A 14,914-nucleotide genomic window follows, 5' to 3' on the forward strand; every position below is an offset into this window, starting at 1 on the left:
GAATCAGGGCCTCATTAAAGATCAGTCATCATCATTTTCAGTATTTTCGCTGATCTTACGGAGCATGCGCATATTTTCCCTGTGAAGTGTAACCATCAGATCACTGAGCATTCCGAAAATGAACATCTGGAAACCTGCAACAACAAGCAATGTTGTAAGAATTGTCATTGGAATGCGAGTAACTCCCTGGAACCACTGTATAACCACAAAACCACCAACAATAATGCCTGCAAAGATAAACGCAGCACCGATTATTCCAAAATAGAACATCGGGTTATGAAGTTTTGCCATTTTATAGATGGTAGAACCAATTCTCCATCCATCCTTAAGAGGATTCAATTTTGTAGCACCTTCTGAATGTCTTGCCAGATAAGTAGTTGGAACCTCTTCGATTCGCAGATCTTTCTTCACGCTTTCTATGGTAATTTCAGATTCGACCTCAAATCCCATTTTCTTGAGCTCAAAAGATCTTATGGCTTTTTTATTGAATGCCCGGTAACCTGTAAGAATATCATTAAGCCACACACCATAGGCCATGCCGAACATCTTGTTTATTACCTTGTTCCCGAAAAGATTGAGCTTTGTGAAAGCGCCTTCCTCAAAATCCACAAGTCTGTTACCCATAACATGATCTGCCTTGCCTTCGAGCACAGGACCAAGAACAGCATGAACATCCTTTGCAAGGTTTGTTCCGTCACCATCCGCCATGACAACATAATCTTCCTCGATTAGCTCAAAAGACTGCTTGATGGCCTGACCTTTTCCCTTGCCGGTCTGGACAACTACCCTGGCGCCTTCAGCCTCAGCTATCTCACGGGTTTTATCCTTGCTGTTACCATCTATCACAAGAATATTGTCAAAACCCTCAGAGCGAAAATCCCTGATAACCTGACCGATGGTAGCCTCTTCGTTCAGAGTAGGCAGCAGAATACAAACATTTTCGTTTGACATCGATATAGAAATAGAAATGAAAGGTCTTAAAGCAGACCCATGCTGTCAAGCTGCTGTCTTACGACCTCAACACCCTGTTCACAATTCTCAGGTGATTTGCCGCCGGTGACCACAAGCTTTCCGGAACTGAAAATAAGCACTACGACCTTAGGATCGTCAATACGGTAAACAAGACCAGGGAACTGTTCCGGCTCATATTCAATATTCTCAAGACCAAGACCGATTGCAATTGCGTTCAGGTTCAGGACTGCCTGCAGGTCTGCAGATGCAACAATATTCTGCACTGTTATATCAGGATTTTCGATTGTCTTGATGCCAATGTCATTAAGTTTCTGGGCCATATTGCCTATGACAGTGTGAACATCATCCACATTCTTTGCGCCGGTACATACCACTTTACCGGAAGTGAAGACCAAAAATGCGGCTTTTGGATCAGAAACACGGTAGACAAGACCAGGGAATTTCTGTTTGTTATATTCCGCGCCCTCAAATTCAGCTTCTATTTTTGTAAGATCGAACTCCTCAGCAAGCTTGGTAGATGCGACCACATTTTCAATTTTGATGTTGTAATCTGACATAGTATAATCCTCATATTTAAAGCGGGCTAATATTCAACAATTCAGTATATAAACTTATACCCTCTTATTTATATAGGTTTTTAAGGGACTGACAAAATGATAAAAGTTTTAAGACATTTTAGATGAAATTTAATACTAATTTTTCATCTCAGTCATCTTCGAACTTCTTAAGACCATCAATAACAGCATCATATTTGCTGCATACTCTTTCAATAAGATCGCCGTCCATGCCTTTGTGTGTGGGGATCAAAATATCAGCACCCTCTGAAACATCAACGCCATCACTCGATTTCCCGTAGTCAGGAGCTATGACAATTCCTGTTGATGAGACACCAAGACGCAGGTCACTGATGATGCGCGCAACCATCTCAGTGGCAGGCTGCACCTTTTTACTTATCACAAGAGCTTTGGATACATAACGCTCTTTAAGCTCGGTTATAGATTCAATACTTGAAACGGCAGTATCCTCATCCCAGACATTTTCAAGTAGCTTAACAGAATCAATAATGTCATCAAATGTAGTTGAACTGACCTCGATTATCTCTCCGTCATAATATTTGCTTACTTTCTCAAGATAACCTTTTGAAATAACCAGCTTGTAAACATCTTCGAGCTCATCCAGTTCTGATTCAGTCGGATCATAGGCATTGATCACTTTATACTCCTTAATGCCACATAGCTGCATCAGAGACTCATACATCGGAGTTACACCAATGAATCTTCTTCCAAGCCACTTATTAAGACCACTCTGTCCACTCTGGGCTCGTGAGAGTTCGATGATCTTCTTTTTAACAATTTCAGGGTCATTGGATTCCAGACCAAAATAATCCGCAAACAATGCAGTGGTCTGCAGAATCTTAGTTCTGCCATGAGGTAGGGCTTCAACAAAACCTCTTTCCTTTAACTCCCTTATATGATCGTAAGCAGAGTTACCTCTCATGTCAACAAGATCAGACTGAATAAGTGGCTGGTGATAAGCTATCATGGAAAGTGTGCGTAACATGGGAGCACTCAGTTCCTTTGGAGCCAGAGGCCTTACTGCATCAGTATATTGGGGCTTTACCTGCATAACGTAACGTTCACCAAGATCCAGAACTTCAAGACCTGTTTCCCTTGAAGCATATTCTTCCACAAGACCAAGAGCAATAGGAATAGCCTTCTTTTTGTTTTTACCTATAAGCTTACCCAGAGTAGTAGCATCAAGTGCACCACCGGCAGCAAAAAGAGCTGCTTCAATAACTTCCTTGTCACTCATAGACAAAAGTACACCTCTTAAACAGCCTCAGTTACAATATCGCACGCCTCGTCGCATGGATATACATATAATTCACCGAAAAGTTCCTTCTGCGCAAGCCAGATTTTCTTTTCGGTTGCAAGGAATAACAATGAAACATAGGTCATAATGTTCTCAGACCTGTCATCGGTCATCAGATCGGAAAGCACGACACATTCACTATCCTCAAAGGACTTTTTCAGCCTTTCACCCATATCCCTGACACGCCCGAGAATATCTTCTTCATGAGCAATCCCAAGAACTTCATCAGTGGTAGCTGCTGCCTTTTGCTCAAGCTTACGGTGAACGCTGCGGTCTTTCCTGCGGGTTTCCACTTTCTCAGCTTTCCGCAGCTCAACGATAAGCTCCTGAAGCGTTACGGGACGGGTGGCCCTGCGCCTTATCGGAAGCTTTGGAACCGGATATTCATCAACTTCATAGAAGTCCAGTTCATCGTCAAACATATCAAAATCTTCATCATCCTCTTCTTCCTGAACGATCCCTGTCGACTTCATGCGCAAGAGGATTGCTGCATAAAGAAGGGTTCTGCCGGATAAACGCAGGTCAAGCATCTGCATGACCTCGATACGCTCAAGGAACATGTCAGTAACATTGACAATATCAATATCCCAGGGATTGATAGCGCCATCCTTTGCAAGGTTCATAAGGATCTCAACAGGTTCACTGAGAACATCTTCCGGGAATTCCAGAAGGGATTCATCCACACCCAGACCCCTCAGAGTATCAACAAACTCCTGGTCAATGGTGCAAGGTAACGAAACATCAGCTATCGGGGCAATATCGACTGCCTGAACCATTTCCATATCCTCTGCTATTTCGTTCAACGTAATTTCACACCCGTAATACTTGTAATATTATTTTCCTGCATTGCAACACCAATCGTGCGTTCTGCAGCTTCGATCATTGGTTTTCTCAGGGACACAACAATGAACTGTGCATTCTTAACTGCCTTTTTCACACGCTGGGCGACCCTTCCGGCATTTGCTCCGTCAAGGAACATGTCTATCTCATCAAATGCATAGAAAGGTGCCGGCCTGTACTGCTGGATAGCGAAAACAAATGAAAGCGCAGTCAGACTCTTTTCCCCTCCTGACATAGCTTCAAGACGCTGCAGTGTTTTTTCCTTTGGCTGTGCCTTAAGTGTCAGACCACCTGCGAAAGGATCATCATAATTATCAAGAACAAGTTCTCCAATTCCATCGGAAAGTTCATGGAATATTTCCTTGAATGGTTCGTTAATACCATTATAGGTTTCCATGAAAGTGTCTTTTTTGAGCTGCTCGTATTGTTCGATACGCTCAAGTATCTGCTCCCTTTCAGTGGAGAGAGTATCACGCCTGCTCACAAGTTCATCAAGTCTTGATTCAACCTCGTCATACTCATCAATTGCGCGCATGTTCACAGGCTCAAGCCTTTCCATTGCCTTTTCAATAGAACCAATTCTTGTGCGCACGGTCTCATAATTGGGAACCTCTTCTGTTTCCTCGATTCCACGCCTCTGGATCTCTTCAGCAAGATCACCAACCTGTTCATCAAGGGCTTCCTTTGTTGCTTTAAGAGCCAGCATCTGCCTGTTGCCCTCATCGAATCTTTCCTTGAATTTATCAAACTCCTTCTTCATGGAAAGATGCTTATCATGAAGTTCTGCACGTTCCTGCTGCAACTCCTTTAGCTCATCGGCAAGCTCCATTTCACGCTGCTGCTTTTCTTTGAGTGATTCCTCAAGTTCAGTGATCTTATCCTTAAGGTCGGAAACACGCTGTTTGTGAGTGCTCTTCTTTTCATCCATGGATTTGATGAGTACCCTGTTCTCCTCCATCTTATTAGATGCATAATCACGGTCAAGATTAAGAGCATTAAGAGTGGAATCAATATCCCTCACACGACCATCCAGACGCCTGATCTCTTCATCAAGCTGCTCTGCCTGTCTGTTAAGTTCAGGTACTTCTGAGCCTGCCAGTTTCTCTTCCAGGACTTCAATATCCTTTTCAAGTGAAACAACAAGCTCTTCCTGTTCCTGCTTCTTTGTAAGAGTGGAATCCATCTCAACTCTTAGCTGCTTGCGTCCTTCCTCTATCTCTTCAAGTTCTTGACTCTTTGCTTCAATAAGCTGATCCAGACGCTCACCTCTGCCTGCAATCTCTTCAAGCTGCATCTGCTTCTTGGAGATGTCCTTGTCGTGTTCGTGGATCTCACGGTTGATCTGTGCAATATGACCTTCAACCTGATCCAGTTTCTTGATTGCATTGCTGCGTTTGGAATCAAGTTCAGTAATCTTTTCAGCGATCTTAACAAGCTTATCCTTTTCAGATGCTGCAAATGAAAGACCGGATTTCTGCTGTTGGGAACCTCCCACCATTGCACCGCTCTTTTCAATAACTTCACCTTCAAGCGTGACCATTCTTAAGCCCCCCATCAGGCGACGAGCATTGGTGAGAGTATCAACAATAAGAGTATCCCTGAAAACATACCAGAATGCAGCCTCGAATTTGCTATCAAAATCTATAAGGTCGATCGCATAACCGATGACACCTTCCCTGTCAGAAAGATTCTTGTAAGGCCTGCGGGCTTCCATTTTGTTCAAAGGAAGGAAGGTTGCTCTGCCTCCGCGTCTTTGTTTTAGGAAAGAGATAGCTCTTGATGCATCTTCATCGTTTTCAACAACAACTGCCTGCATACGTCCACCGGCAGCAATTCCCAGAGCATTGGAATACTTCTGATCAACGCTACCGAGTTCTGCAATAGTACCATATATTCCCGGCAGACCGTGGTGTTTTTTCTCATTCATCACCATGTCTACGGCTTTGGAATATCTGCTGTGGTCCTCTGCAGCTCTGACTCGAACTTCGATCCTTGCATAATCATTCTCATGCTTGCGAAGCTCGTCTTCAAATTCCTTAACAATAACTTTTAACTGGGAACGTGTGAACTCAAGGTCATCCATGTCCTTTGTCAGAGCATCGATCTTCTCATTGAGTTTATCAATATCATATTCTACGGATTTTGTGTCGCTTCCCGAAGACTCTGCCTTGGATTTTGCATCAGCTATCTCGCTCTCAATATCTCTTGCTTCAACTGATTTTCTTCTCTGAGAATCAAGCAGACGGTCTTCCTGACGCATGAGCTCATTTTTCTCATTCTTCACTTCTTCAAGCCGGGATTTCAGAGTACTTAACTCATCACGGGTCTGGGCGAATTTAGCATCCACATCAGCGATCTTGCTTTGCAGGAGCATACGTTCTGTCTTGCGCTCTGACATTTCGGCAAGGATGCTTTCCTTTCGCATTTTTTCTTCAGATATCTTAGAATCCAGTTCCTCAAGCTTGCCCTTGATCTCGTCAATATCAACAAAAGCCTTTCTTCTTCTGGACTCAACATCTTCCATCTCTTTTTCTGATATCTCTATTGTGTCCGTACACCTGGAAACTTCACCACGGATGCCTTCTATCTCCTTCTTGATCCGGATCTGTTCATTCTCACCCATCTTCTGGATGTGAAGGGTCATTTCCTCAAGTTCCTGCTCAAGCTTATCCACAGCAAGTCTTTTAGTATCAAGGTCTACTTCCAGCTTAGAAAGAACTTCTTCTTTTGCCTCAATGTCACCTACAACGTTTGTGAGCTCAACTTTGGCATCCTTAAGCTTTGCCAGCAAAACGAAGCCTTCGAACTTCATTTTCTCTTCTTTCAGAGACTGGTACTTAAGTGCCTGGTCGCGTTCGGTCTTTAATTTAGCAAGCTGCTGACCTACTTCTTCAATGATGATGTCGACTCTTTCGACTCTTTCACGAACTATCTCAAGTTCGCTGAGCGCACGGTCTCTTTTATTGTCAAACTCTGCAACTCCGGCAATCTCATCTATGATCTTTCGCCTTTCACCGGGAGTCATATTGATGATGCGTGTAACGTCTCCCTGCATCACAACGTTGTATCCTTCAGGAGTTACACGGGCTTTTGCGAGGTAATTATGAACATCACCAAGACTTACGGCCTTGCCGTTGAAATAGAAATAACTGTAATATCCGGAATCGGTTTCCCTGATCTTTCTTGTGATTGAAACCTCGTCTGCATCAAAAGGCATTTCACGGTCACCATTGTCAAAACGAATAGTCACCTGGGCAAAATCAGGTTTTTTGGAACCTTCGCCGTTATAGATAAGATCAGTAAGTTTTTCAGCCCTCAGAGTCCTTGAACTGGAAAGTCCCAGTACAAAGAGAATACCATCTATTATGTTAGATTTACCACTACCATTCGGACCTGATATGGTAGTGAAACCATCAAAAAAAGGTATCTTTACCTTTTTCCCGAAGGATTTGAAGTTTATAAACTCAAGTTCCTTGATATGCACGTGAACCCTCTGTTTTTATGAAAAGGTTATTTTTTTCTTGTGGAGGTCATTATTACAGCATCTTCGTCCTCACGCGCTTCAACGATCTCATAATCAGAACTCTCATCATTGCATGATCCCGGTGTGTCTTCTTCAGCAACGATATAATTGCATGAATCTACTTCCTGACGTGATGTCCTGTTGAGTCTCAGCTGGCGTTCATCATCAGTTTCTGCAATGATATATTCAGAATCTGGTTCAGGCTCGGGAACTTCAGGCTGCTTCACAGAAGGGACTTCCCTCACATTGAAACGCATATTGGAAGCTGAAGGCTTCTGATTTTCTCTGGAAACATGCTCAGGTTCTGCTGAACGAATGGAAACTCTGGGTTTTGGTTTGGAGGGCTGCTGTGCGGATTCTTTAGGAACTGTGGGTTTTAAAGGTGGATTTACCGAAGGTGAATCTTTTACAGGTTGAGGGGCATTGGCAGAAGAAGCAACAGGTTTAGGTTCAGGCCTGTAAACCCTGGGACTTGAAAGTTCTACAGGAGCTTCCGCAGGAGCTGGTTTCTCTACTTCAGATACAGCCTTTGTATCAATTTTCTTTTCATCTGGAACAGGAATATCTTTAGGAACGGACAACTCTTTCAACGACCTTATCATAGATTTCTGGTCAAGAAGCTCGTCCATGATACCGTTAAGATTACTGCTTATGGACTGGACCTTACGTTCAAGCTGAGCTATACGGTTGTTAAAATCAAGATCGTTCTTAAGGTCGCTTCGTATCTCACGGAGTATCGACTCACGGAGATTGGTTTTGATATCATCTAATTCTGCTTCTTTATCCTTGAGCTGCCGCTCAAGGCGTTCAATGACAAAGTCCCTGTTTTCAGTGTTCATGAAAAGCCTCGCAAATCCATTCAGTCCCTCATCGCTGTTATGCGAAAATACCACGTTAATATATGAATAAAAGTATAATATACCTTATGGTCGTCTCCTGTATTTTAATTCAAGGAATAAATAATTATTTAATTTGGTCTGCATCACAACATTCAGTTTCATCTGGCAGTGTTACCTGGCAAAAATAGCAGAATTATTCGTAACCGGATCTTTCTCAACTGCAAAAACATTATCTGCGGAATCAATAAGCGACTCATCGTGTGAAACTATGAGAATCTGTGCCACTCCAATTTCCCTCATCATATCAACAAGCTTGATCAACTGATGCACATGTCCACGGTCAAGGAAAACCGTCGGCTCATCCATAATCAGCGGAGGAAGTCCTTCCCCTGCATGCGTAGAATTTCCAAGTGACAGCAGGCGATAGATAGCACAACGAAGTACAAGATTAAAGAGCGCCCTCTCACCTCCACTGAGAAGTTTAGGTTCAAGTGCAGTGCCGTCCTTCTCAAAGACCGTGAGGTTGTAATCAGCATCCAGCATCACATGAGAATACGCATTGTTAGAGTACATGAATGTGAATATCTCATTTATAAGCGTATCAAGTGTCTGAATATTACTCGAACGCAACTGGGCACGAATGCGCATGTACATACTTTCGAGGTCTTCAGCATCCGAATATACAGCCTGCAGGTAATCACCTTTATTTTGCAGCACATCAAGACCTTTTTTCATATCTGAAAGTCGCTTACGATCATTTTCAGCCATACCGGCCTTCTTCATGACTTCATCTTTTTCAAGCTTCAGTTCATCGATCTTTGAATTGATATTCTCAAAGGCATCGCCATAGTCCTGGCTCAGAGTTTCAAGTTCCTTCTTATTGAATTCCCCTATATTCTTATTAATATCTTCCAGCGACTCTTTCTTTTCACCTATCTGAGCCTCAAATAAAGATATCATCTCCTGAATGCTCTTTATCTTCTCCTCCATCTGCTTAATCTCAGACTCAATCTTCTCGGATTCACCAATTATCTTCTGCATTTCCCTTAGTATACCGAGTTTTTCAAGAACATCAGAATGTTCCTTCTGAATAGATCCCTCTTCCTGTTTTATCTTTTCAATTCCTGCCCTGGTTTCTTCAAGTGCTTTTTCCAGAGATTCCTTAGCACTACGCAGTTCCACAATCTTGTTCTCATCAGCCTTTATACGAAGCTTATATTCCTCAATTCTCTTCCCATCACGCTCAATTGCTTCCTTCTCCAAGCCGATATCACGAAGAACATCATCAATCTCCAACTTAAATTTTCTTGCAGATTTTACTTTCTCAATCCTTGCATCAGTTTCAGCCTGTTTTCCTTTTAAATGTGAAAGTTCACTTTCCAGCTTTGACAATGCCTCGTCATCCTCAACCGTGGACTGCTCCACACATGAACCTTTAAGCTCCTGACCGCATGTAGGACACTTTCCTGCTTCCAGCAGCTTTTTTGATTTCTCAAGACGGACCTTTAATTCAGATATTTTGACCTTCAGCTCAGCTTCCTGACCATGAAATATTTTCTGCTGGTTATTCACAAGATCAAGGACATCATCGATATTTTCAAGCTTTTCAAGGCTGAATCTCAGGGAAGAGACTCTGGAGACTATTTCCTTACGCCGGTTCTCAAGCTCAGCAATCTGAAGTTTGTGCTTTTTAGTTTCAGAATGAACAGACTCAATAAGTGCTTCCACATCCTTCATTCCATCTTCAAGAGCTTTGACCTGTTTTTCATTATCCCTGACCGATTGTGCCATATTAAGAAGATCTTTTTCTGCAACGGCCCTTTTGCTTTTCACTTCCGCAAGCCTATCACGGATAGAGCGTTCCTCATCATCTTTTACAGATACGAGAGAATCTACATCCTTTGAATTCACAGTAAGTTTTGACTCGATCTCAGATAACTTTGCTTTCTTCAGTTCCAAGGATTCCCTGCGTGAATGAATATCCTTTGAAAAAGAATCAATAGAAGTAAATGAACGGGACTTACGGTCTTTGAGTTCCTTTATCTGTTGCTGCACAGACTCTTTTTTAGATGAGAGTTCACTCAGTTCAGACAATTTCTTTTTAATATCATCGATCAAACTGCGAGTACGGTCCCTTTTCTCATTCAATGAAGAAATTTCCTCATCTATCTTTAAGGACCGTGTTCTCATGGAAGCCAGTCTTGCGCTGGGATCCGAATCTTCCAAGAGCTTAATCTCTGAACCAAGCTCTTTGATCCGCCTTTCATTATCTCTCTGATGCCTGCCTACGCCAACCCTTGCACTGGAAGCCCTTTCCCTGTATTCTTCCAGTTTTCCAAGTTGCAACAGGTCATCTATCATTTTCTGCCGGTCTTTAGGTTTGGAGTTGATCAGGACATCGATCTCACCCTGCCGGATGTAAACACAGTTACGGTATGCTTCTTCATCCATATTAAGAAGAGATGTAACCGCCTCATAACTGCGGGTAGCCTGATCGAATATAATCTCCCCGTCTCTTTTGAAAACAGATTTAGTATTGGAAGCCCTGCCTTTTTCAGGATCGTTCCTGAATGTCTGCTCCACGGAATATTGATGACCATTCTGTTCGAATTCAAGAAGTATGGATGCCTTTGTAGCACCTTTTGTGATTATATCAGAAAGAACGAACTCCTTATCCAGAGTCTTACTTCCAAAAAGTCCTGTAAAACATGCTTCCAGAAGACTGGATTTGCCACTTCCGTTAACACCTGAAACTACTGTCACGCCGTCTTTGAAAGACAGATCAAGCTTTTTGTAGCTCCTGATATTCTCCACTTTAAGACGTTTTAACATCACAGGTAATCACCCAGGTTGTACTGTCGTGGCTTCGGTTCATCTTCCTTTTTCTTTTTTACTTTTTTTGAAGTCGAGTCTGCAGATTCAACTTTTTTACCAGAATCAATGGCTGCTTCTTCTACTGGAAGTTCTTTTTCATCAGTTTCTACGGATTCAACGGTTTCAGCCTTTTCAACAACCGGGGTCTCAACTTCTGACTCGACAGTATTTTCAGAATAATTAACAGGGGTTTCATCAATAGACTCTACTTCAGGTTCAGGAGAATAATCAGGACTTGACCCCTCAACTGATATAGAAACTGGAACAGGGCGTGTAAAGTCCATTTTCTCCAGAAGCTCCCCTAGTTTCTGTTCCGCTTCATCGCCCATTCTGGTCTTGGCAATCCGGGAATCCCGTATCATATCATCGAGCAGCAGACCGCCGGAAGTGAGATTCATTTTTTTAATCTCTTCTTTTACAACATCATCAGGATCTGAAAATACCACTTTCAAAGTAGGATCATTGAGAGTATCAACTCCTGAACGCAGATCCTTTATTCCCGGAACCAGAGCTCCTCTTGACAGTAGGAACTTTTCGATCTCACTGAAATCAAGCCTCGCCTTCACATCACCTGTAAGTTCAACGAACACGACCTTGTCATGAATGTCGTGTTCCATTATAGCGTTAAAAACATCTTCAATGGCCTTGGGACCCTCACTCACATTTGCAGGGATGAACAGGAAATCACGTGTTGGAATTATTCTTTTGCTGATATCTATGCCGCTTTCTTTTACAGTGACTATATTATATGACCGGGGCTCACGTTCAGATGTACTGTTCCTTTCGGTACTTCCGGCATAGGTTACCCACGTGTCATTCACTTTTGTAATTTCATACTTGTGATTATCTCCAAGAAGCACCGCATGTATGTCAAATGGAATTGATTCGATGACTTCCTTAATGTCCCAGTCACCAAATGAGAAAGGCTTGACAAGCTGGTGCATCACAAGCAGGTTGTAACTGGCACCAGTTTCTTTGCCGTCAAATATTGAATAATCGAATAATGGTATCTTTGTCTTTGCCACACTATCTATTCCATATATGGCAACATCTCCAAGTCTGTAAGGCTCATTACTGAGCCTTGTCACAAGACCAAGGCTGCCGTACAGATCAAGCCACTGGGTATTCTGTTTGCTCTCATGATTCCCTACTATGGCAAGCAACGGAATTTCTGCATTTTTAAGCCTTGAAAAGAGTTCCATTGCATCAAGAATATCATCCAGTGTAGGATTGCGTGAGTCGAACAGGTCTCCTGAATGTATTAAAGCATCCACACCCATATCAATAGCATCATCCACCACAGCAGAAAAAGCATTCAGAAAATCCTTCCGGCGCACATCACTATGATATTGCCGGTATCCAATATGCGTATCCCCTGTATGGATTATCCTTATCTCATCCATTAGAAATGATGATATGCTTCATTTAGTTTAATTGTTTGGGATGGATTTATTTAGAATAGGAATATATTAATATTATATAATATTAGATTCTATAATTTAGATGCTTTGTGTAACAAACGCACAGGGTTGATAGGGAACATTTATGGATAACAACGGACAGATCACTATAGATTATCTGATAGGAATTATTATTTTCCTGTTCGCTGTCATCTTTATATTCAATTACACTTCCGGAATATTTACTCCATTTCACTCAAATTCTGATGAAATAACCCTTATAGCTGACAGGACATCCACCGCACTTGTTGAGAAAATACTTAGTGAAGGTGACGAAACCGTCCCAAACATGCTTAATAAAGACAAAACTGATGATTTCTTCACAGAACTGGACACTAATTACGATTCATACATTGACTATCTGGGACTGACCGGTTCATATCTTAGATATGATTTCAATGTTACACTTGAGAACCAGACATCTACGATCAATACGGGAGGAAAAGTGATTCCCCGGGGAGTAAACGTAGGCCAGACAAAACGCATAGTTCTCATCAGAAATGATGACAACGGAGAAACAGAGACAGCAATAATGTCTTTCAGGGTGTGGTAAAATGTTCAGGAAAAACTCCCTGATGTCTGACAGAGATGCGCAGATGCATACACTTGAGGCTGTTATGGCTGCACTGATAATGGTAGGAGTGATCGTATTTGCCGTTGAAGCAACTTCCCTGACACCACTTACATCATCAACTGCAAACGCACACATCGAAGCCCAGATGCAGACCATGGGACAGGACATGCTGAATGCTCTTTCATATGCACCTTACGGACACACCTCTGCCCTGAAAAGTGACGTTTTGAACTGGAACGGACTCGAATATGTATGGAACGGGACAGCATATGAATCGCGATCCTCAGTGAATTCCACTCTTACAAACAGTTCTCTTGTTGATATGTTTAATTTCATTACGACACCAAGAGGAATTGCACATAATGTTCATTTCGCATGGATAAATGAAGATGGAGTATCAATATCAAGATCTTACATATACAATGGAGACCCCTCGGACAATGCAGTAATAGTTTCAAAAAAAGTTATCCTTTCTGACTATGAAGTGGCAAATGTGTCATCCTTTGCGACAAACACAGCTATTCCTGATATCGATAACAGCACCGGATTTTACAATATAGTCAATGTAAAAATGACACTCTGGAGAATGTGATCACATTGATACAGACCAAAAAGATTAATTCAGATGATAAAGCACAACTGCTCCTGATTGCAGGATTCGCTGTAGGCGTAGGTATAGTCGTGCTGACGATCATGCTGAACAATGTGATCTATGCCAGCAATATTGCCTCTGAAGCAAGTATTGATACATCGCGCTACGAAATTGCAAATGCGGCCCAGATAACAACTGAAGCATATGAAGATGCATACAGATATGCAACCCTTAACGGAAGTTTCAACAACACAGATTTTGAAAATTACATTGGATCATATTCTGAAATGGCAGAGAAGAATTTTGCCATGTCCGGATTTACCTACAATATAGAAAACAATACACTAAATGAGGCATACTTTACCCGGAATGGTCTGGCTGGCGGGAGAGACGACTGGACAGTTATAAAAAATATCAACACAACCAGCGGATTTGCAGTGGAAATACCAGATGTTTCACGCCTGGGAAACAGCACGAACAGTCTGACAATAGCAATAACTAACAGATCAGGACTACTGTGGTCACTTGATTTATACAATTCCAGCGGGAACATAAACATCACTGTCTCTGACCAGTCATCAGTAATCGGTACTTACACCGCTTCAAGTCATATTAATATTACAGGGGACAGGATCGACTTTTCAACGCCTGAAAACTTCTATTTCAACAGCCATACCGATGGTGGCGATTATTCTATCAATATCCTTAACGGAAGCAATGCAGTTGGTTATTGCAGCTTTTCAGGAACCCAGACATCAGGAGACCCTTATGTTTTTGCTAGATACTGGATTGTCAATCCTTCCGTAGAAATGACATCCGGCGAAATGAGAATTGTTCGAAATACTCCGATATCCCTGCCAGGGAGGAACATAGGATGATCAGGAAACTCATTGATAATGAGGATGCTGTATCCATTTCAGTTGGATTCATACTGACATTTTCAATAAGTGTGATCATGATAGTAATTGTCCTCAGTTCTTTCTATTCCCTGATGGATAATGCCGAACAGACAGTTATGCATGATGAATTTGAGATACACGGAAATGACATTGCTGTCAGGATAGCAACAATTGACACCATGGTAGGTTCAATGGAAGATTCAGGATCAAATCTTGAAGAGATAAGATACGATTTTTCTCTGCCTTCAAAAATTGCAGGCAAACCTTATTCCATAGAGATAGTCAACAGCACCAGGGACATAGTTTTCATTTCAGATGAAAGAGAGAGAACTCAGGTGAAAGTTCCCTATTTTGCAGAAAATACCCTGGTAGTCTCAACCACAGTACAGAGCATAAAAGGCAATTTTGTAATTGCATACGAACCTGAAACAAATATCATAAATATCTACTGAAAAACCGGGAATTTACA

At 42.0% G+C, this 14,914-nt stretch carries 12 protein-coding genes; 4 read left to right on the plus strand and 8 right to left on the minus strand.

All coding sequences use genetic code 11. The features are described 5' to 3' along the window. Nucleotides 1–21 precede the first annotated feature (21 nt). From aglJ to J2746_RS11335, 8 genes are all read right to left on the minus strand, one after another. Nucleotides 22–951: an S-layer glycoprotein N-glycosyltransferase AglJ gene (gene aglJ / locus J2746_RS11300; protein ID WP_209620778.1), complete on the minus strand. Its 930-nt coding sequence runs from the start codon at nt 949–951 to the stop codon at nt 22–24. Nucleotides 952–977: 26 nt separating this feature from the next. Next, on the minus strand, nt 978–1,529 hold the full coding sequence (locus J2746_RS11305) for a TATA-box-binding protein (RefSeq protein WP_209620781.1): 552 nt from the start codon (nt 1,527–1,529) through the stop codon (nt 978–980). Nucleotides 1,530–1,677: 148 nt separating this feature from the next. Next, the gene (gene scpB, locus J2746_RS11310) at nt 1,678–2,784 is read right to left on the minus strand and encodes an SMC-Scp complex subunit ScpB (protein ID WP_209620784.1); all 1,107 of its coding nucleotides are present in this window, start codon (nt 2,782–2,784) and stop codon (nt 1,678–1,680) included. A 17-nt stretch (nt 2,785–2,801) separates the two neighbouring features. Then, complete coding sequence (locus J2746_RS11315; protein WP_245250119.1) at nt 2,802–3,647, minus strand: segregation/condensation protein A; 846 nt, start codon at nt 3,645–3,647, stop codon at nt 2,802–2,804. Next, on the minus strand, nt 3,644–7,168 hold the full coding sequence (gene smc / locus J2746_RS11320) for a chromosome segregation protein SMC (RefSeq protein WP_209620786.1): 3,525 nt from the start codon (nt 7,166–7,168) through the stop codon (nt 3,644–3,646). Before smc ends, J2746_RS11315 begins: the two co-directional genes overlap by 4 nt. A 26-nt stretch (nt 7,169–7,194) precedes the next feature. Further along, nucleotides 7,195–8,046 (minus strand): magnesium transporter CorA family protein, encoded by an 852-nt coding sequence (locus tag J2746_RS11325; protein WP_209620788.1) that lies wholly within the window; start codon nt 8,044–8,046, stop codon nt 7,195–7,197. A gap of 171 nt (nt 8,047–8,217) precedes the next feature. Further along, nucleotides 8,218–10,878, minus strand: coding sequence for an AAA family ATPase (locus J2746_RS11330; protein WP_209620790.1), 2,661 nt, complete (start codon nt 10,876–10,878; stop codon nt 8,218–8,220). Then, complete coding sequence (locus J2746_RS11335) at nt 10,878–12,323, minus strand: metallophosphoesterase family protein (RefSeq protein WP_209620793.1); 1,446 nt, start codon at nt 12,321–12,323, stop codon at nt 10,878–10,880. The genes J2746_RS11330 and J2746_RS11335 overlap by 1 nt, the downstream gene beginning before the upstream one ends. Before the next feature lie 142 nt (nt 12,324–12,465). On the opposite strand from J2746_RS11335, the gene J2746_RS11340 reads away from it, so the two are divergent. Genes J2746_RS11340 through J2746_RS11355 form a run of 4 tightly spaced genes read left to right on the plus strand, consistent with a single transcriptional unit; the run spans nt 12,466 to nt 14,897 of the window. Then, nucleotides 12,466–12,933: a DUF7287 family protein gene (locus J2746_RS11340; RefSeq protein WP_209620796.1), complete on the plus strand. Its 468-nt coding sequence runs from the start codon at nt 12,466–12,468 to the stop codon at nt 12,931–12,933. Nucleotide 12,934: 1 nt separating this feature from the next. Next, complete coding sequence (locus J2746_RS11345) at nt 12,935–13,546, plus strand: DUF7288 family protein (RefSeq protein WP_245250120.1); 612 nt, start codon at nt 12,935–12,937, stop codon at nt 13,544–13,546. Nucleotides 13,547–13,551: 5 nt separating this feature from the next. Further along, entirely contained in the window at nt 13,552–14,424 is an 873-nt protein-coding gene (locus J2746_RS11350) for an immunoglobulin domain-containing protein (RefSeq protein ID WP_209620798.1), read from the plus strand. Continuing rightward, complete coding sequence (locus tag J2746_RS11355) at nt 14,421–14,897, plus strand: DUF7266 family protein (RefSeq protein ID WP_209620801.1); 477 nt, start codon at nt 14,421–14,423, stop codon at nt 14,895–14,897. Before J2746_RS11350 ends, J2746_RS11355 begins: the two co-directional genes overlap by 4 nt. Nucleotides 14,898–14,914 lie beyond the last annotated feature (17 nt).

The organism is Methanolobus bombayensis (assembly GCF_017873415.1).
Classification (GTDB): Archaea; Halobacteriota; Methanosarcinia; order Methanosarcinales; family Methanosarcinaceae; genus Methanolobus; species Methanolobus bombayensis.